Annotated in this window: 19 protein-coding genes; 14 read left to right on the top strand and 5 right to left on the bottom strand. The window is 62.4% G+C overall.

The features are described 5' to 3' along the window. Positions 1–5: 5 nt before the first annotated feature. Positions 6–2,474: an ATP-dependent Clp protease ATP-binding subunit ClpA gene (clpA, locus tag FJ941_RS11300; RefSeq protein ID WP_140505493.1), complete on the top strand. Its 2,469-nt coding sequence runs from the start codon at positions 6–8 to the stop codon at positions 2,472–2,474. A gap of 192 nt (positions 2,475–2,666) precedes the next feature. Here clpA and FJ941_RS11295 read toward each other — a convergent pair whose 3' ends face one another. The 4 genes from FJ941_RS11295 to FJ941_RS11280 form a co-directional block, all read right to left on the bottom strand. Further along, positions 2,667–3,098 carry an HIT family protein gene (locus FJ941_RS11295; protein WP_140505492.1) on the bottom strand — a complete coding sequence of 144 codons (432 nt, stop codon included), beginning with the start codon at positions 3,096–3,098 and terminating at the stop codon, positions 2,667–2,669. A 263-nt stretch (positions 3,099–3,361) separates the two neighbouring features. Then, complete coding sequence (locus FJ941_RS11290; RefSeq protein ID WP_140505490.1) at positions 3,362–4,573, bottom strand: GNAT family N-acetyltransferase; 1,212 nt, start codon at positions 4,571–4,573, stop codon at positions 3,362–3,364. A 55-nt stretch (positions 4,574–4,628) separates the two neighbouring features. Next, positions 4,629–5,357 carry a glycerophosphodiester phosphodiesterase gene (locus tag FJ941_RS11285; protein ID WP_140505535.1) on the bottom strand — a complete coding sequence of 243 codons (729 nt, stop codon included), beginning with the start codon at positions 5,355–5,357 and terminating at the stop codon, positions 4,629–4,631. 14 nt (positions 5,358–5,371) lie between these two features. Continuing rightward, positions 5,372–5,836, bottom strand: a complete 465-nt coding sequence (locus tag FJ941_RS11280) for a RidA family protein (protein ID WP_140505488.1) — start codon at positions 5,834–5,836, stop codon at positions 5,372–5,374. 139 nt (positions 5,837–5,975) lie between these two features. On the opposite strand from FJ941_RS11280, the gene FJ941_RS11275 reads away from it, so the two are divergent. The 5 genes from FJ941_RS11275 (at position 5,976) to tsf (ending at position 9,713) form a co-directional block, all read left to right on the top strand. Then, positions 5,976–6,806 carry a cell envelope integrity EipB family protein gene (locus tag FJ941_RS11275; protein WP_027142607.1) on the top strand — a complete coding sequence of 277 codons (831 nt, stop codon included), beginning with the start codon at positions 5,976–5,978 and terminating at the stop codon, positions 6,804–6,806. 31 nt (positions 6,807–6,837) lie between these two features. Next, positions 6,838–7,116, top strand: a complete 279-nt coding sequence (locus FJ941_RS11270) for a DUF4031 domain-containing protein (RefSeq protein ID WP_027142608.1) — start codon at positions 6,838–6,840, stop codon at positions 7,114–7,116. Beyond that, positions 7,113–7,724, top strand: coding sequence for a LysE family translocator (locus FJ941_RS11265; protein WP_140505486.1), 612 nt, complete (start codon positions 7,113–7,115; stop codon positions 7,722–7,724). The genes FJ941_RS11270 and FJ941_RS11265 overlap by 4 nt, the downstream gene beginning before the upstream one ends. A gap of 176 nt (positions 7,725–7,900) precedes the next feature. Beyond that, positions 7,901–8,683, top strand: a complete 783-nt coding sequence (rpsB, locus tag FJ941_RS11260; RefSeq protein ID WP_140505484.1) for a 30S ribosomal protein S2 — start codon at positions 7,901–7,903, stop codon at positions 8,681–8,683. Between the two features lie 109 nt (positions 8,684–8,792). Next, positions 8,793–9,713, top strand: a complete 921-nt coding sequence (gene tsf / locus FJ941_RS11255; RefSeq protein ID WP_140505482.1) for a translation elongation factor Ts — start codon at positions 8,793–8,795, stop codon at positions 9,711–9,713. A 13-nt stretch (positions 9,714–9,726) separates the two neighbouring features. Here tsf and FJ941_RS11250 read toward each other — a convergent pair whose 3' ends face one another. Beyond that, on the bottom strand, positions 9,727–10,662 hold the full coding sequence (locus FJ941_RS11250) for a LysR family transcriptional regulator (RefSeq protein ID WP_140505480.1): 936 nt from the start codon (positions 10,660–10,662) through the stop codon (positions 9,727–9,729). Positions 10,663–10,774: 112 nt separating this feature from the next. On the opposite strand from FJ941_RS11250, the gene FJ941_RS11245 reads away from it, so the two are divergent. From FJ941_RS11245 to rseP, 8 genes are all read left to right on the top strand, one after another. Continuing rightward, complete coding sequence (locus tag FJ941_RS11245) at positions 10,775–11,203, top strand: nuclear transport factor 2 family protein (RefSeq protein WP_140505478.1); 429 nt, start codon at positions 10,775–10,777, stop codon at positions 11,201–11,203. A 62-nt stretch (positions 11,204–11,265) separates the two neighbouring features. Further along, positions 11,266–11,793: a nuclear transport factor 2 family protein gene (locus FJ941_RS11240; RefSeq protein ID WP_140505476.1), complete on the top strand. Its 528-nt coding sequence runs from the start codon at positions 11,266–11,268 to the stop codon at positions 11,791–11,793. Positions 11,794–11,828: 35 nt separating this feature from the next. Then, positions 11,829–12,938, top strand: a complete 1,110-nt coding sequence (locus tag FJ941_RS11235; protein ID WP_140505475.1) for an aldo/keto reductase — start codon at positions 11,829–11,831, stop codon at positions 12,936–12,938. A gap of 152 nt (positions 12,939–13,090) precedes the next feature. Beyond that, entirely contained in the window at positions 13,091–13,813 is a 723-nt protein-coding gene (gene pyrH, locus FJ941_RS11230) for a UMP kinase (RefSeq protein WP_027142616.1), read from the top strand. Positions 13,814–13,914: 101 nt separating this feature from the next. After that, on the top strand, positions 13,915–14,469 hold the full coding sequence (gene frr, locus FJ941_RS11225; protein WP_027142617.1) for a ribosome recycling factor: 555 nt from the start codon (positions 13,915–13,917) through the stop codon (positions 14,467–14,469). Between the two features lie 32 nt (positions 14,470–14,501). Continuing rightward, positions 14,502–15,236, top strand: coding sequence for an isoprenyl transferase (locus FJ941_RS11220; RefSeq protein ID WP_140505473.1), 735 nt, complete (start codon positions 14,502–14,504; stop codon positions 15,234–15,236). Continuing rightward, a complete protein-coding gene (locus FJ941_RS11215) occupies positions 15,233–16,048 on the top strand; it encodes a phosphatidate cytidylyltransferase (RefSeq protein ID WP_140505471.1) in 816 nt (271 codons plus the stop codon). Before FJ941_RS11220 ends, FJ941_RS11215 begins: the two co-directional genes overlap by 4 nt. 97 nt (positions 16,049–16,145) lie before the next feature. After that, complete coding sequence (gene rseP / locus FJ941_RS11210; protein ID WP_140505469.1) at positions 16,146–17,288, top strand: RIP metalloprotease RseP; 1,143 nt, start codon at positions 16,146–16,148, stop codon at positions 17,286–17,288. Positions 17,289–17,313: the final 25 nt, after the last annotated feature.

Genomic DNA, 17,313 nt, shown 5'->3' with positions numbered 1-17,313 from the left:
GTAACATGCCGGCTTTCTCCCAAGGCCTGGAAAAGGCGCTTCATCAAGCGCTGACGCTCGCCAACGAGCGGCACCATGAATATGCAACCCTTGAACACCTGCTGCTCGCGCTCATCGACGACACGGAGGCGGCCGCCGTCATGCGCGCCTGCAACGTCGATCTTGACGAACTGAAGCATACCGTTCTGACCTACATCGACACCGAGCTCGACAATCTGGTCACCGGCTACGATGAGGATTCCAAACCGACCGCCGGTTTCCAGCGCGTCATCCAGCGCGCGGTGATCCATGTGCAGTCATCTGGCCGCGAGGAAGTGTCGGGTGCCAACGTGCTCGTCGCCATCTTCGCCGAGCGCGAAAGCCATGCCGCTTATTTCCTGCAGGAACAGCAGATGACCCGCTACGACGCGGTCAACTACATCTCGCATGGCATCGCCAAGCGTCCGGGCGCGTCCGAGAGCCGCACCCCGCGCGGCGCCGATGACGAGCAGGGCGGCCAGAACGGTGCCGAGCCCCAGGAGGAAGGCGGCAAGAAGAAGCAGCAGCAGGACGCGCTGACCGCCTATTGCGTCAACCTCAACAACAAGGCCAAGGCCGGCAAGATCGATCCGCTGATCGGCCGCGAGAGCGAGATCAACCGCACCATCCAGGTGCTGTGCCGTCGCTCCAAGAACAACCCGCTCTATGTCGGTGATCCCGGCGTCGGCAAGACGGCGATCGCCGAAGGCCTGGCCAAGCGCATCGTCGAGGGCGACGTGCCGGAAGTCCTGCACAATGCGACCATCTTCGCGCTCGACATGGGCACGCTTTTGGCCGGCACGCGCTATCGCGGTGACTTCGAGGAACGGCTGAAGCAGGTCGTCAAGGAGCTCGAGGACTATCCGGGCGCCGTGCTGTTCATCGACGAGATCCACACGGTGATCGGTGCGGGTGCTACGTCAGGCGGCGCCATGGATGCGTCGAACCTGTTGAAGCCGGCTCTGTCATCGGGTGCGATCCGCTGCATCGGTTCGACCACCTACAAGGAGTTCCGCCAGTTCTTCGAGAAGGACCGCGCGCTGGTGCGGCGCTTCCAGAAGATCGACGTCAACGAGCCGACCGTCGAGGACGCCATCGAGATCATGAAGGGCCTGAAGCCCTATTATGAGGAATTCCACAAGGTGAAGTTCACCAACGAGGCGATCAAGGCCTCGGTGGAGCTGTCGGCGCGCTACATCAACGACCGCAAGCTGCCGGACAAGGCGATCGACGTGATCGACGAGACCGGCGCCTCGCAGATGCTGGTGCCGGAGGCCAAGCGCAAGAAGACGATCGGTATCAAGGAGATCGAAGCGACGATCGCCACCATGGCACGCATCCCGCCGAAAACGGTTTCGGCCGACGACGAGAAGGTGCTGCAGGGCCTGGACATCGAGCTCAAGCGCGTCGTCTACGGCCAGGACACCGCCATCACCGCGCTGACCTCGGCGATCAAGCTGGCGCGTGCCGGCCTGCGCGAACCGGAGAAGCCGATCGGCTCCTACCTGTTCTCAGGTCCGACCGGCGTCGGTAAGACCGAAGTCGCCAAGCAGTTGGCCGCCTCGCTCGGTGTCGAACTGATCCGTTTCGACATGTCGGAATATATGGAACGCCACACCGTCTCGCGGCTGATCGGCGCGCCTCCCGGCTATGTCGGCTTCGACCAGGGCGGCCTTTTGACCGACGGTGTCGACCAGCATCCGCACTGCGTGCTGCTGCTCGACGAGGTCGAAAAGGCGCATCCGGACCTGTTCAACATCCTGTTGCAGGTGATGGATCACGGCAAGCTGACCGACCACAACGGCAAGCAGATCGACTTCCGCAATGTCATCCTGATCATGACCACCAATGCGGGCGCATCCGATGCGCAGCGCGCGGCGATCGGTTTCGGTTCGACCAAGCGCGAAGGCGACGATGTCGAAGCGATCAACCGGCTGTTCACGCCGGAATTCCGCAATCGTCTCGATGCGATCATTCCGTTCGGCTCGCTGCCGGTGCCGGTCATCCATCAGGTGGTGCAGAAGTTCGTCATGCAGCTGGAAGCCCAGCTTTCCGAGCGTGGCGTCACCTTCGACCTGTCGCCGGACGCGATCGCCTGGCTCGCCGACAAGGGCTATGACGAACGCATGGGCGCGCGTCCGCTCGGCCGCGTCATCCAGGAGCACATCAAGAAGCCGCTGGCCGACGAGGTGCTGTTCGGCAAACTCAAGAAGGGCGGCACGGTGCGCGTCACCGTCGAGAAGAAGGAAACCGGCGAGACCGGCCTCAAGCTCGAATCGCTCGCCGACGAGGCGCCGGTGAAGCCGAAGAAGGAAGAGCCGGAAGACGCGCCGAAGCCATCCAAGGCCGTGGCCAGGAAGCCTGCGGCAAAGAAGGTCGTGGCGCAGAAGCCCGAGCCCAAGGGCAAGGACGGCGGCAAGCGCAGCCTCGTGCCGCAACTGCCCAGAAAGAACTGAGCCTGACAAAAGTCGAAGAGAGCCCCGGAAACGGGGCTTTTTTCATTGGGACGACGCGGCGCGTTCAGGAAGTCGAGCATCGCCCGGGCCCTCGGGGAGGCTTCTGCCTAAGGACTGATGCAACGCCCCGCCCGAGCCCGATCGAACGGCTCACGCGAGCGGCCGGTTCTCTCCGCGAAATGATGCGCGGAATCAGCTTCCCAGCGCGGCGCGGATCTTGTCTGCGTTCCGCGCCAGCACTTCTGGATTCTCCATCGCGCCCGTATGCGGCTTCAGCGGGATGCTGTCGAAGCGCGGGATGACATGCACGTGAAGATGATAGACGGTCTGCCCCGAAGCAGGTTCATTGAACTGCATGACGGTGACGCCGTCGGCGTCAAATGCTTTGCGGACGGCCCGCGCCACTTTCTGGACCACCGTGAAAAGCGGGCCGAACGTTGACGGATCGGCGTCGAGCAGGTTGCGCGACGGCACCTTCGGCATCACCAGTGTATGCCCCGGCCCCTGCGGCATCACATCCATGAAGGCCACGACAGCTTCGTCCTCATAGATGCGGTGCGAGGGTATTTCGCCGCGCAGGATCTTTGCGAAGATGTTGTCGGTGTCGTAGGCGGTCTCAGTCATGGCGAACGCTCCGGAGTGTGCCTTGACGTCCGGTGTAGCGAAGCCACCTCCGAGCGGCAAGACGAAGCTGCGGGGCGACAGCCGAGATCGACCATGGCGGCGTCTACGAGCGCGCGATGGAAGCGTCTTTTGCGCGACGACGCGCTGTCGAAATAAGGTGCGGCGCAGTCGTTCAACAAGGCGGCCCGTGTCGCGGACACCCTGTCGAGCGGAAGCCCGCCGGCCAGCAAGATCAGCGTCGGCAGGCGTGTCGAAAAAGCCTGCTATTCCTCGAGATCTTTGCGGAACGGGGTATGTTCTTCCAGATATTCGCCCATCCGCGCCACCTCGCGCCGCTCGCGCCCGAGATAATCGGCGACCGCTTTGCGCAGGCCGGGGTGGGCAATGTAATGCGCCGAATGCATGGTCACCGGCCGGTAGCCGCGCGCCAGCTTGTGCTCGCCTTGCGCGCCTGCTTCGACCACCTTCAACTTGCGTTCGATGGCGAAGTCGATGGCCTGGTGATAGCAGACCTCGAAATGCAGGTAGGGATGATCCTCGATGCAGCCCCAATTGCGGCCGTAGAGCGCGTCGGAGCCGATGAAGTTGATGGCGCCGGCAATGTAGCGCCCGTTGCGCCTGGCCATCACCAGCAGGATGTCGTCCGCCATGCGTTCGCCGATCAGCGAGAAGAACTGACGGTTCAGGTAGGGGCGGCCCCATTTGCGGCTGCCGGTGTCCATGTAGAAGGCGAAGAAGTCGTCCCAGGCCTTTTCGGTCAGGTCCTTGCCGGTCAGCCAGTCGATCGTGATGCCATCGGCGAGCGCTTCGCGCCGTTCTTTCTTCATCGCCTTGCGCTTGCGCGAGGCAAGCGTGGCGAGGAAGTCGTCATAGGTGGAAAAGCCTTCGTTGAAGAAATGGAATTGCTGATCGGTGCGATGCAGGAAGCCCGCGGCCTCCAGCGTCGCGACGTCGCTCTCTTGCGCGAAGGTGACATGCGCCGAGGATATGCCGAGCTTGTCGGTCACCATTTTGAGCCCGGCGGCAAGCCCGGCCTTAACCGCGTCCTGATCCTCGCCCTTGCCGACCAGCAGGCGAGGGCCGGTGACCGGCGTGAACGGCACGGCACTTTGCAATTTTGGATAGTAACGGCCGCCGGCGCGCTCGAAGGCATCCGACCAGCCGTGATCGAACACATATTCGCCCTGGCTGTGCGACTTGAGATAGCAGGGAATAGCGCCGAGCAGCCTGCCTTGCGCGGTTTCCAGCCGCAGGTGATGGCCTTGCCAGCCAGTGCGCCGCACGGCGCAGCCCGAATCCTCCAGAGCGCTCAAAAAAGCGAATGAAACGAGCGGGTTATATCCGGCCGCGTCGCCGCGCGTGGTTCCGGCAAAGCTGTTCCATTCATCGCAGGTAAAAGCGCCTATGCCTGCGGCGATCCGGATCGAATAGCCCGCATTCGCCGATTGTCCGTCGCAGTCGTCGCCCTGATCCATGAGGCTTATTTAAGCTCCATTCGGGCCGCTACAAGTCACGTTTCGGGCACCCTGCTCAGGCGACTTTGATTAGGTCGGGTTCGAAACCTTCGAACGTCATCTGGTCGGCATATCTAAAGGTCAGGTCGACCGCCGGCTGGTCATGCACCGTCCAGGTGATGACAGGCATTTTGAGCTTTTCGCGCACGAAGCTGACAAACGGGTTCGGCAGATCGCCGGCGGCATAGGAGGTAAAGGAGAGTTCGTGCGCCAGCATGGAAAAATGTGCTTCGATCAGCTTGGCGTCCTTGCCATAGGCGGTCAATCCAGCCGGAATGCCGGGCGCGTGCCTGGGGAAATCGCGGATCAGCCAGTGATCAAACGACATGATCGCCGCCTTGCCCTTGTAGCGCTTCAGCATCTTGCCGACGCGCGCCACCAGGCCCCCATCGCGACCGGGAGTTCCCTTCAGCTCGACGACCATGGGCACGCGGCCGTCGACGAGGTCGAGCGTTTCCTGCAGCGTCGGCACGTGATCCGCCGTGCCGCCGACCTTGAGCGCGGTAAGTTCGGCCGCGCTGCGTTGCCAGACGAAACCGTCCTGACCTGTCAGCCGTTGCAGATCGTCATCATGGATGACGATGGGAACGCCATCCGACGATAGATGCACGTCGCATTCGATCGCGTAGCCGCGTTCGGCCGCGGCGGCGAAGGCGGAAAGCGTGTTTTCCCAGCGCGACTTGTTCATGTCGTGAAAGCCGCGATGGGCAACCGGCCGGGCAGTCAGCCAGGAGAGGTCGGTCATGTCCGCACCTTCACTCATTCGACTTCAAAGATCGCTTCGATTTCCACCGCGGCATTAAGCGGCAGGGAGGCGGTGCCGACGGCGGAGCGTGCGTGCTTGCCGCTTTCGCCAAGCGCGGCAACCAGGAAATCGGAGGCGCCGTTGGCGACCAGATGCTGTTCGACGAAGTCGGTGGCCGACGCCACGAAGACGGTGATCTTTACCAGACGGCGGATCTTCTCGAGGTCGCCAAGTGCCGCCTTGGCTTGCGCCAGGATGTTGATGGCGCAGTATTTCGCGGCGTCCTTGCCGCTTGCCGTGTCGACGTCGCGGCCGAGCAGACCGCTCGCCTGCAGCTTGCCGTCCTTGAGCGGCAATTGTCCCGCCGTGAACAGCAGATTGCCGGTCCTGCAATAGGGCACGTAGTTGGCGGCAGGCGCGGCGGCAACAGGAAGCGTCACGCCGAGATCACTTAGCCGCTTTTCGATTGTTTCACTCATTGCTTTTCCCTATTGCTGGAAGGTGCCGCGCTAGCCGGGCCGAAATTGCTATTTTTGCCTCGCTTCCGCCACGACTTTTTTTAAGCTGGACCATCTTTCCCTGCGGCCCTGCCATCAGCCGCGACGATTGGAGTACCTCATGCGCGCAGCGCGCCTTGCATTCCACGCCGTTCTGTTGTCGGCGCTGTTCCCTGTGGGCTCCGCTTTCGCCGTACCGGCGCTGCAGGCGCATCGCGCCGTCTACGATCTCACCCTCAAGAAGGCGGATGATCGATCCGGCATTACCGGTATCACCGGCCGTATGGTCTACGAGTTCAACGGCTCGGCCTGCGAAGGCTACACGGTGAAATTCCGTTTCGTCACGCAGATCGCGACCAGCGACAACACGAAGCTGACCGACCAGCAGACCACCACCTTCGAGGACGCGGAAGGCAAGGTGTTTTCTTTCGTAACGAAGTCCTTCGTCGACCAGAACCTCGACAAGGAGGTCAAGGGCGTCGCGACAAAGAATGCCAAGGGGCTGAAGGTCGATATCGACAAGCCGGAGAAGAACAGTCTTGAACTCGCGGCCACCCAGTTTCCGACCCAGCATCTGGTCGAGTTGATCGGCAAGGCCGAAAAAGGCGAAAACTTCTATCAAACCAACCTGTTCGACGGGTCGGAGGACGCCAACAAGGTGATGACGACCACGGTTGTCGTCGGCAAGAAGACCGAAGCCGACAAGGCCGATCCGGAAGCGCCGGCACTGGCGAAGCTTGCCACCGACAAATATTGGCCGGTCGACATCGCCTATTTCGACGACAGTGCCCAGAAGGGCGAGGAAGTGCCGGAATACCGGATCAGCTTCAAGCTGCATGAAAACGGCATCACCCGTGATCTCGTCATGGACTATGGCGACTTCTCCATGACCGGCAAGCTGGTCAACCTGTCGCTGTTCGACCAGACAAAGCCTTGTCCCGTATCGAAGTAGCAGCGATGCGCAAGTGAGTTGGCCGGGCTTGATGGCGGTCTATGTCGATGCGGCGATCTGGAAGTGGGCAGGCCATCGCTGGTGCCATTTGATGGCCGACGACACCGAAGAGCTGCATCGGTTCGCATCCCGGCTTGGCGTGAAGCGCTCGTCCTACCAGGGGCCGCCCAGGACATCGGCGCCACACTATGACATAACCGGTTTCGAGCGCGACCGCGCGGTGCGGCTCGGCGCCATCGAATGCAGCCGCGAGGAGATCGTCGCGATCTTCAGGCGCGTGCGGGTACCCAACGGAAAGGCCCGGTCATGACACCAACGGCATTTTTCGCGTATTGCGCAGCCGTCACACTCGCCGCCGCCACACCGGGACCAGCGATGTTCACGGTCATCACCAATGGCGTGTCGCGTGGTTTTCTTCGCGCCTTCATGGCCGGCGTGGGGGTCGCCGCCGGCGATGCCGTGCTGGTCACTCTGGCACTGCTCGGGCTGGTAGCCCTGGCCCAGACATTCGAATGGATATTCCTTCTGCTTAAATATGCAGGCGCCGCCTACCTGATTTTTCTCGGCGTCAGGATGTGGCGGGCCTCGGCCACGCAACCGAACGGGCCGCAGACGGCACAGGCGAGATTGTCGCGGTTCTTCTTCCTTGGCGCGTCCATTGCGCTGGGGAACCCGAAGGCGATCCTGTTCCATGCCTCGATCATGCCGCTGATCCTCGATCTCGACACGCTGACGTTTGTCGATGGCCTGCTGGTGGTGGCCGTCGTCATCAGCGTCAATATCCTCACCATGGGTGTCTATGCGGTACTTGCGGGCCGGGCTTCGGGTTGGTTCAGGACGCCCGGGCGCATGCGACTGATGAACAGGTTCGCCGGCAGTGCCATGATAGGCACCGGGGCGCTGATTGCCGCACGCTGAGCGGAAAGCGTCACACGGCTTGCGTTTATCGCGCTTCCCCTCTATATGCCCGCTCATTCCACACACGGACTTTGGTGTCTGCCCGGGAGAAATCCGGCTGAAACCTCCGGTGGCGTTCGAGGACTTCGTCCAAAAAATGCCTGTGTCCGTGGAGGCTAACCGGAAAGGAAATGAGAATGGCACTGCCTGATTTCAGCATGCGCCAGCTTTTGGAAGCTGGCATTCACTTCGGCCACCAGACCCACCGCTGGAACCCGAAGATGGCGCCCTACATCTACGGCGCCCGCAACAACATCCACATCATCGACCTCTCGCAGACGGTGCCTTTGCTGCACCAGGCGCTGAAGCAGGTTTCCGACACCGTTGCCAAGGGCGGCCGCGTGCTGTTCGTCGGCACCAAGCGCCAAGCGTCCGACATCGTCGCCGATGCCGCGCAGCGTTCGGCCCAGTACTACGTCAATTCGCGTTGGCTCGGCGGCATGCTGACCAACTGGAAGACGATCTCGAACTCGATCCAGCGCCTGCGCAAGCTCGACGAGATGCTGGCCGGCGAGGCGCAAGGCCTGACCAAGAAGGAACGCCTGAACCTCGACCGCGAGCGCGAGAAGCTCGACAAGGCGCTCGGCGGTATCAAGGACATGGGCTCGACGCCCGACCTGATGTTCGTAATCGACACCAACAAGGAAGCGATCGCCATCCTCGAGGCCAAGCGCCTGGGCATCCCGGTCGTTGCCATCATCGATTCGAACTGCGATCCGGACAAGATCGATTTCCCGATCCCCGGCAATGACGACGCGGCCCGCGCCATCCAGCTTTATTGCGATCTGATCGCCAAGGCCGCGATTGACGGCATCGCCCGTCAGCAGGGCGCGCTCGGCATGGATATCGGCGCTTCGGTCGAAGCTCCGGTCGAGCCGGCGCTCGATCCGGCTCCGGCGTCGGAAGCCCCAGAGGCTTGATAGTCGAAGGCCGGTTTGCGGCCTTCATCTTTCTCATATTTTGGCACGCTAAACAGACGCACCATCAAATAACGATGGTGCGTCGGTGCATTTAAACAAAGAGGCGACAATGAGCATTTCGGCTGCACAGGTCAAAGAACTCCGCGACTTGACCGGCGCGGGCATGATGGACTGCAAGGCGGCGTTGAACGAGACCAATGGCAACATGGAAGAAGCCGTTGACTGGCTGCGCAAGAAGGGCATCTCCAAGGCCGACAAGAAAGCCGGTCGCACCGCCGCCGAAGGCCTGATCGGCGTCGACAACGGCGTGCGCGAAGCCGCCGTCGTCGAGGTGAATTCCGAGACTGATTTCGTCGCCCGCAATGCCGCCTTCCAGGAAATCGTCGCCAACGTCGCCAAGGTGGCGCTTGCCTATGGCACGACAGAGGCTGTGGCCGCCGCGAAGTATCCGGGTTCGGACAAGTCGGTCACCGACACCATCAAGGACGCTGTCGGCACCATTGGCGAGAACCTGGGCTTCCGTCGCTCGGCCAAGCTGACCGTGCCGCATGGCGCGGTTGCGACCTACGTCCACAATTCGGTTGCCGATGGCCTTGGCAAGCTCGGCGTGCTGGTCGCGATCGAGACTACCGGCAACGAGCATGCCGCCAATGCCTTTGGCCGCCAGGTCGCAATGCATGTCGCCGCCGCCAACCCGATGGCGCTGACCGCCGAGCAGATCGACCCGGCGGCGGTCGAGCGTGAGAAGGCAATCTTCTCCGACCAGGCGCGCCAGTCCGGGAAGCCGGAAGCCATCATCGAAAAGATGGTCGAGGGTCGCCTGCGCAAGTTCTATGAGGAAGTCGTGCTCTTGAAGCAGGCCTTCGTGCTCAACCCCGACATCACTGTCGAGAAGGCGCTGAAGGATGCCGAAAAGGAAATCGGCGCGCCGGCCAAGATCACGGCCTATCTGCGCTTCGCGCTCGGCGAGGGCATCGAGAAGGAAGAGTCCGATTTCGCCGCGGAAGTCGCGGCGGCGGTCAAGAAGTAAGCGTCCTACCGCTTTATTCCGACTGTGTTTTTCGGCCGGGCGTCCGCAGGGGTGCCCGACCGATTTCGTTTGCGGTATCGATAAACGCCCTGAGCTTCGGCGCCATCGCCGCGCGGCGCGGGAAGTAGAGGAAAAGGCCGGGTTCCTCGATCGCTGATTGCGGCAGAACCTGCACCAGGCGCCCGGCTGCCAGATCCGCGCGGGCCAGCGGCTCGAACATATAGGCGAGGCCGACCCCAGCGAGCGCCAGATCAATGGCGGCGAGCGAATCCGTCACGATGGCCGTACCGCTGGTTTCCATGACCACATCCTTGCCATCCTCGGTCAAATCCCAGCGATAGAGAGCCCCCGAGCGGACAAGCCGGTACCCGATGCAATTGTGGTTCGCGAGATCGGCTACTCGGCGCGGACGGCCACGTCGCCCGATATAGGCGGGAGAGGCGACGATGACGACTTTGAAGGGTTGCGTCAGGCGGATGGCAACCATGTCCTGCGCGATCATCTCGCCGAGCCGGATGCCGGCGTCGAAACCTTCGCCGACGATGTCGACCAATCCCTGATCGGCAAAAATCTCGACCGTAATGTCGGGATAGCGCTCGGCCATCGCGGCGACGACCGGCGTCACCGCCAATGGAATCGCGATGTTGGAGGCGTTGATCCTGAGCAGGCCAGACGGCCTGCCCTTGTCGCTGCGGATGCGGTCCATCCGCTCGGCAATATCCTGGAGGGCAGGGGCCGCCGTTTCAACCAGCGCCTTGCCGGCCTCGGTGAGCGAAACGCTGCGCGTCGTGCGCGCAAACAGCGGCTGGCCGATACGCTCCTCGACGAGCCGCACCGCATGGCTGACCGCCGACGGGCTCATCCCGAGTTCCGCCGCGGCAAGTGCGAAGCCGCCGCGCCGCGCAACGGCTACAATGACAGGCAGGTGGGTGAGCAGGTCTCGGTCCATTCATGAACCATATCGCACGGTCCATGCAGATCATGCAATCTTATCGAGGAGGCAAAAGCGGATCATTTAAGCCGGCATCGAACGGCAAGCATCAGACAGCAAGGAGCCTCCGATGTCCGACCTTCATTCCAGACAAGCCCGCAACCTACAGACGGTATACAACTTCTTTGACCTGATGCACCGCAAGGATATCGACAGTTGGAGTGAACTCTGGGCCGAGGATGGCCGCATCATAGTCTTCTATCCGCCGGCGGGATTTGGCGACAGCATCGACGGCAAGGCAGCGATCGTGGCCGCCTTCAGGGGACTGTTCGGCAATTTCGAAACCTTCGAATCGCAACTGACGGCCATCTATCCCGCTGCGGACTCCGAAGCCGTGGTGGTCGAATACCGGAACCGCGCCGTGCTCGTCGGCGGCACCGAATACACCAACAGCAACATTGCCGTCTTCCATTTCGAGAATGGCCTGATCAGTGCCTATCACGACTATTTCGACCCGCGCCGCTTCCAGGTCGTTGTCGACGCGCTGTCAAAAGGCTGAAGGCGGACCTCCCCGACTGATCATCCGTCCGTTGCAAACCTATCCACCAAAGGAGAAGCGAAATGAATGCCTTGAAACACGTTACCTTCGCAGCAGGCCTTGCCTTGGCACCCGTCGATGCCGGTGGTGCCGAACCGACCGGCTGGCAGGCACTTGCCGATGAACGCGCCGTGATCCGTATCGCCGATGCCATCGACCGCGCCGTCGACGCGCAGGACTGGAAACGCGCGCGCAGCTATTTCGCGGATCGGGTCACCGCCGACTTCAGCAGCCTGTCCGGGCAGCCCGCGGCCAACATTGCCTCCGACGATCTGATCGGCGCCTGGGCCGGCAATCTCAAGGGCAGCAAGACCAGCCTGCACCTGCGCACCAATCACCAGGTCGTCCTCGAGGCGGACACGGCGACTGTTCTGTCGAACGGCTATGCCTGGAACCTGATGGAGGGCAATGGCGATCCACTCTGGGAAGTCTGGGGCACCTATGAGCACCACCTGACTCGTTCTGGCACCGCCTGGAAGGTCGATGGCTTCACCTTCCGCATGACGCATGAACGCGGCAATCCCTGGGTCAAGACGACCCCGGGCCAATGACGCCCGCATCAACCGGATCAGGATCGGAAAAGACAATGACGATGATCTACTACACACTCGGCAACAGCGGCCTGCGCGTCAGCCGGCTGGCGCTGGGCACGATGACCTTCGGCACGGAATGGGGCTGGGGCGCGGACCGGGATACGGCGCGCGCGATGTTTGACGCCTATGTCGAGGCCGGCGGCAATTTCTTCGACACCGCCGACCTTTATACCGGGGGCACCGCCGAGACCTGGCTCGGTGAATTCGTGGCCGAGCGAGGCTTGCGCGACAAGGCGGTGATCGCCACCAAATTCACCATGAACTCGAACCCCGGCAATCCGAACGCCGGCGGCAATGGCCGCAAGAACATCATGCGTGCCGTCGACGCCTCGCTGAAGCGGCTGGGCACCGACTACATCGATCTCTATCTCATGCATGTCTGGGACAGGCTGACGCCGGCCGAGGAAGTGCTGCGCACGCTCGACGATCTGGTTCGGGCAGGCAAGATACGTCACATCGGCCTGTCCGACGTGCCGGCCTGGTATGCCGGGCGGGCTCAGGCGATCGCCGAACTGCGCGGCTATGAGCCGATCTCGGCGTTGCAGCTCGAATACTCCCTGGCGGAGCGTGCCATCGAGCATGAATTCGTGCCGTTCGGGACACGTCATGGCGCCGGCATCATGGTCTGGAGCCCGCTGGCCAGCGGCCTGTTGAGCGGCAAATACCGGCCGATGCAAGCGGGCAATGCCGGCCGGCTCGACGGCTTCCGCAACACCACCCATCCCGGCTTCCAGAAATTCACGGATCACAACTGGGCTGTTGTGGCGGAGTTGGAAAAAGTCGCCGCCGAACTCGGCCGCGGCATGGCTCAGGTGGCGCTCAACTGGGTGGCGACACAGCCAGGAATCGCCACCGTCATCCTTGGGGCAACGAGACTTTCGCAGTTGCAGGACAATGTTGCCGCGCTCGATTTCTCGATACCGCCCGCGCTTCGCCAGCGGCTGGACAAGGTGAGCGGCACGCCTGCGCCGTTCCCGCATTCCTATTTCGGTCCCGAGATCCAGGTCCGTGTCGCCGGTGGTGTCGTGACCGGCGACAAGCCGTCCGGTTATGCATTGCCGGTCGTGGTCGAAGGCGAGGCTGTTGCCATCAGCAGCAACTGATCCAAAAAGCCTGGAATTTTGCACAAGGGCGCGGCGTGACATCGCCGCGCCCTTCGTGTATCCGGTCAACCCGTCATGACAGCACCGCCGGGCGAAGCAGGAGGCCTTTTTCGCCTTCAGAGCTTGCCGCGCCGGGATTTTCGAGGAACCAGATGACGGTGAAGCCCCTCTACCGACGTGTTCTGCTGAAAGCTTCGGGCGAAGCGTTGATGGGCGAACAGCATTTCGGCATCGATGTCTCGGTCGTGGACCGCATCGCCGGCGACATCGCCGAGGCGCGCGCGCTGGGCATAGAGGTGGGTGTCGTCATTGGCGGCGGCAATATCTTTCGCGGCGTGGCCGTTGCCTCCAAGGGTGGGGACCGCGTTACTGGCGACCATATGGGCATGCTTGCCACTGTCATCAATTCGCTGGCGCTGCGCACATCGCTGAACAAGATCGGCGTCGACGCCGTTGTGCTGTCCGCGATTGCCATGCCTGAGCTTTGCGAGAGCTTTTCGCAGCGCCAGGCGACCGCCTACATGAACCAGGGCAAGGTGGTGATCTTCGCCGGCGGCACCGGCAATCCGTTCTTCACCACCGATTCGGCCGCAGCGCTCCGTGCCGCCGAAATTGGCGCCGACGCGTTGTTCAAGGGCACGCAGGTCGACGGCGTCTATTCGGCCGACCCGAAAAAGGATCCAAGCGCGACACGTTTCGAGCGCATCAGCCATGCCGAAGTCATAAATCGCGGCCTTTCGATCATGGATACGGCTGCGATTGCACTTGCGCGCGAAAACAACATTCCGATAATCGTCTATTCGATCCACGAAAAAGGTGGTTTCGGCGATATTCTGAGGGGCGGCGGCCGCTGTACGGTCGTCGCGGACGAGTGATCCGGGCCCGATCCCGGGAAACCGGGTTTCGAAATCAGGCTCCAACACGGGGCCTTTGCCCGAAGCAGTGAACCCGCGGCAGACGGGTCGAGGAGACTAGAATGAGTGGTGAGTACGACGATCTCAAGCGGCGCATGGATGGGGCAATCGCGGCGTTCAAGCATGATCTGGCCTCGCTGCGGACCGGTCGCGCCTCCAGCAACCTGCTCGACGCGATCCAGGTGCAAGCCTATGGCACCACCATGCCGATCAATCAGGTGGCCAACGTCACCGTGCCTGAGCCGCGCATGATCTCGGTCTCGGTCTGGGACAAGTCGATGGTCGGCGCGGTCGACCGCGCGATCCGGGAATCCAATCTGGGCTTCAACCCGATCGTCGACGGCACCAATCTGAGGATTCCGCTGCCGGAGCTCAACGAACAGCGCCGCAAGGAACTGGTCAAGATTTCGCACGGCTATGCCGAGAACGCGCGCGTCGCCGCGCGCCATGTGCGCCGCGATGGCATGGATTTCCTGAAGAAGGCGGAGAAGGACGGCGACATCAGCGAGGACGATCAGCGCAAGCGTTCCGACCAGGTCCAGAAGCTTACCGACGAGACCATCAGCACCATCGATCATCTGCTTTCCGACAAGGAAGCTGAAATCATGCAGGTTTAGGGTTGGCCCTTGGCTGATCCGAAAGCGAGATCATGACAACGCCCGCGCATGTCGCGATCATCATGGATGGAAATGGACGCTGGGCCAAGGCGCGCGGTATGCCGAGGCTCGCGGGTCATCGCGCCGGCGTCGAGGCGCTGCGCAAGGCTGTGCGTGCCGCCCCCGGTCTCGGTATCTCCTTCCTGACCGTCTATGCTTTCTCGTCGGAGAACTGGTCACGGCCGAAGTCCGAGGTCAGCGATCTTATGGGATTGTTGAAGCTGTTCATCCGTCGCGACCTTGCCGAGCTGCACCAGAGCGGCGTGCGGGTCAGGATCATCGGCGACCGGGCAGGGCTGCAGGCGGACATCAGGGGGCTGCTCGAGGAAGCCGAATCGCTGACGATCCGCAACACCTCGCTGACGCTGGTGATCGCCTTCAATTATGGCGGGCGCGACGAGATCGTGCGCACGGCGCGCAAGCTCGCCGAGGCGGTGGCGCGCGGTGAAATCGACAGCGAGGCGATCACCGCCGAAAGCTTTGCCGGCTCTCTCGACACGCAAGGCATTCCCGATCCGGAGCTGGTCATCCGCACCAGCGGCGAGCTTCGCCTGTCCAACTTCCTCTTGTGGCAGGCCGCCTACAGCGAGCTCGTCTTCCTGCCGTGCTACTGGCCGGACTTCAATCGCGAGCACCTCGCCGAGGCTCTACGCGAATATGCCGGCCGCGAGCGCCGCTTCGGCGGACTGGACCCGCAAGACATCGCGTCGCGACCGGCCGCGGGATGAGCAACCTTCAGCTACGTGTGATTTCGGCGGTCGTGCTCGCTATTGCCGCCCTTGGCCTGACCTGGCTTGGCGGCCTGCCTTTCCGGCTGCTGTGCACCGTCATGGCGGCAATGATCTTTTATGAATGGACACGCATGTCGCGGCCCGCCGCGGCCGACGGGCTTGGCTTCCTGCCGGAAGCGCTGATGGTCATTTTCGTCGGTGCCTTGATTGCCGGCCTGTCCGCATTGTGGCTGTTGCCGCTCGTGGTGATTCTGGTTGCGATAACGGCGACCACCGCGGGAATTCGCAGGATCGACCAGTGGGACGCTGGCGGCCTTGCCTATGCCTGCGTGTCGGGTCTGTCGCTTGCCCTGCTGCGCGACGGCGACCATTCGGGCTTCGTCGCCATCCTGTTTCTGTTCGCGGTCGTCTGGGCGACCGACATCTTCGCGTATTTCGTCGGGCGCGCCGTCGGCGGGCCCAAACTGGCGCCGTCGATTTCGCCAGGCAAGACGCGCAGCGGCGCGTTCGGCGGGGCGGTCGGTGGCGTCGTCGCGGGACTTTTGCTGGCAGCCATTGCCGGCGCCGACAACCTGGCGTTGCTCGGCATCGTGGCGCTGGTGCTGTCCGTCGTCGCCCAGGCTGGCGACCTGTTCGAATCCTGGGTCAAACGGCGGCACGGCCGCAAGGATTCGGGCGTGCTCATTCCTGGCCATGGCGGCATCATGGATCGTGTCGACGGGCTTGTCGCGGCCGCTCTTGCCCTATACGTCATCGGTTGGATTTCGGCGGGCGCCGACCATCCGGCGCAGGGGCTGTTTGCCATTTGAATGGTGTCATTCCACGATCTGGCGCGGACGTGCCTTGGATTCGCCTGTATTGATGTCACAGTCACGCAGCGACCGCGGAAGAACTTGAGGGCTTGAGTTGAACGAGATTCTTCACGCGATTTTCAGCACGGAAGGCCTCTTTCTCGGCACGCTCGTGCCGTTTCTCTTCGTACTGACCGTGGTGGTGTTCGTTCACGAGATGGGCCACTACCTCGTCGGCCGCTGGTGCGGCATCGGGGTCAGGGCCTTCTCGATCGGCTTCGGTCCGGAGCTCATAGGCTTCAACGACAGGCACGGCACGCGCTGGAAGCTTTGCGCCATACCGCTTGGCGGTTATGTCAAGTTTGTCGGCGACATGAGCGCCACCTCCAGCAAGCCGACATCGGACGAGCTCGAAACGCTGACCGACCAGGAACGCAAGGTTGCCTTCCATACCCAGGCGATCTGGAAGCGCGCGGCAACGGTGGTGGCCGGGCCGCTGTTCAACTTCCTGCTGACGATCGTCGTCTTTTCCGTGCTGTTTGCCTCCTATGGGCGTTATGTCGCGGAGCCCATGGTCGCGGAGGTAACCGCCGACAGTCCCGCGGCCAAAGCTGGCATTTTGCCTGGCGACCGATTCGTCAGTGTCGACGGCAGCAAGGTCGAAACCTTCGGAGACGTGCAGCGGCTGGTCTCGGGCCGGGCCGGCGACACCATCACCTTCGTCATGCTGCGCGGCGGCAAGGAGGTCACGGTGACCGCGACGCCGCACCTGATGGAACAAGAGGACGCGCTCGGCAACAAGATCAAGGTTGCGGTGATCGGCGTCGTCAACAACAAGGAACTCGGCCAGCCTCGTCTCATCACATACACCCCGGTGGGAGCCGTTGCGGCGGCCGTTGAGGAAACGGGCCATGTCATCGAGCGCACGGGCCAGTTTCTGCAGCGCTTCGTCGTGGGGCGCGAGGACAAGTGCCAGCTGGGTGGTCCGGTCAAGATCGCAGGCATGGCCGGCAAGGCTGCCAAACTCGGTTTCGAGTGGCTGGTGCAGCTTGTCGCGCTGCTCTCCGTCGGGATAGGCATTCTAAACCTTTTGCCGATTCCCCCCCTCGACGGCGGCCATCTGTTGTTCTACGGGGTGGAGGCCGTCATCCGCCGGCCGGTGTCGGAACGGATGATGGAAATGGCCTATCGGGCCGGTCTGCTTCTGGTGCTGTGCTTCATGGCGTTCGTGTTCTGGAACGATCTCTTTGGGTGCTGAAATCATGAAGGAATTCGGCCTGGGC

It is taken from the genome of Mesorhizobium sp. B2-3-13 (assembly GCF_006442195.1).
In the GTDB taxonomy this organism is placed as follows: domain Bacteria; phylum Pseudomonadota; class Alphaproteobacteria; order Rhizobiales; family Rhizobiaceae; genus Mesorhizobium; species Mesorhizobium salmacidum.
Note: the sequence above shows the minus strand (reverse complement) of the source record. Positions and strands in the feature narration are given on the sequence as shown.

Excerpts from the sequence above, each read along its gene's own strand:
- clpA (WP_140505493.1), top strand. The coding sequence starts at position 6 with ATGCCGGCTTTCTCCCAAGGCCTGGAAAAGGCGCTTCATCAAGCGCTG.
- FJ941_RS11295 (WP_140505492.1), bottom strand. The coding sequence starts at position 3,098 with ATGACTGAGACCGCCTACGACACCGACAACATCTTCGCAAAGATCCTG.
- FJ941_RS11290 (WP_140505490.1), bottom strand. The coding sequence starts at position 4,573 with ATGGATCAGGGCGACGACTGCGACGGACAATCGGCGAATGCGGGCTAT.
- FJ941_RS11285 (WP_140505535.1), bottom strand. The coding sequence starts at position 5,357 with ATGACCGACCTCTCCTGGCTGACTGCCCGGCCGGTTGCCCATCGCGGC.
- FJ941_RS11280 (WP_140505488.1), bottom strand. The coding sequence starts at position 5,836 with ATGAGTGAAACAATCGAAAAGCGGCTAAGTGATCTCGGCGTGACGCTT.
- FJ941_RS11275 (WP_027142607.1), top strand. The coding sequence starts at position 5,976 with ATGCGCGCAGCGCGCCTTGCATTCCACGCCGTTCTGTTGTCGGCGCTG.
- FJ941_RS11270 (WP_027142608.1), top strand. The coding sequence starts at position 6,838 with ATGGCGGTCTATGTCGATGCGGCGATCTGGAAGTGGGCAGGCCATCGC.
- FJ941_RS11265 (WP_140505486.1), top strand. The coding sequence starts at position 7,113 with ATGACACCAACGGCATTTTTCGCGTATTGCGCAGCCGTCACACTCGCC.
- rpsB (WP_140505484.1), top strand. The coding sequence starts at position 7,901 with ATGGCACTGCCTGATTTCAGCATGCGCCAGCTTTTGGAAGCTGGCATT.
- tsf (WP_140505482.1), top strand. The coding sequence starts at position 8,793 with ATGAGCATTTCGGCTGCACAGGTCAAAGAACTCCGCGACTTGACCGGC.
- FJ941_RS11250 (WP_140505480.1), bottom strand. The coding sequence starts at position 10,662 with ATGGACCGAGACCTGCTCACCCACCTGCCTGTCATTGTAGCCGTTGCG.
- FJ941_RS11245 (WP_140505478.1), top strand. The coding sequence starts at position 10,775 with ATGTCCGACCTTCATTCCAGACAAGCCCGCAACCTACAGACGGTATAC.
- FJ941_RS11240 (WP_140505476.1), top strand. The coding sequence starts at position 11,266 with ATGAATGCCTTGAAACACGTTACCTTCGCAGCAGGCCTTGCCTTGGCA.
- FJ941_RS11235 (WP_140505475.1), top strand. The coding sequence starts at position 11,829 with ATGACGATGATCTACTACACACTCGGCAACAGCGGCCTGCGCGTCAGC.
- pyrH (WP_027142616.1), top strand. The coding sequence starts at position 13,091 with ATGACGGTGAAGCCCCTCTACCGACGTGTTCTGCTGAAAGCTTCGGGC.
- frr (WP_027142617.1), top strand. The coding sequence starts at position 13,915 with ATGAGTGGTGAGTACGACGATCTCAAGCGGCGCATGGATGGGGCAATC.
- FJ941_RS11220 (WP_140505473.1), top strand. The coding sequence starts at position 14,502 with ATGACAACGCCCGCGCATGTCGCGATCATCATGGATGGAAATGGACGC.
- FJ941_RS11215 (WP_140505471.1), top strand. The coding sequence starts at position 15,233 with ATGAGCAACCTTCAGCTACGTGTGATTTCGGCGGTCGTGCTCGCTATT.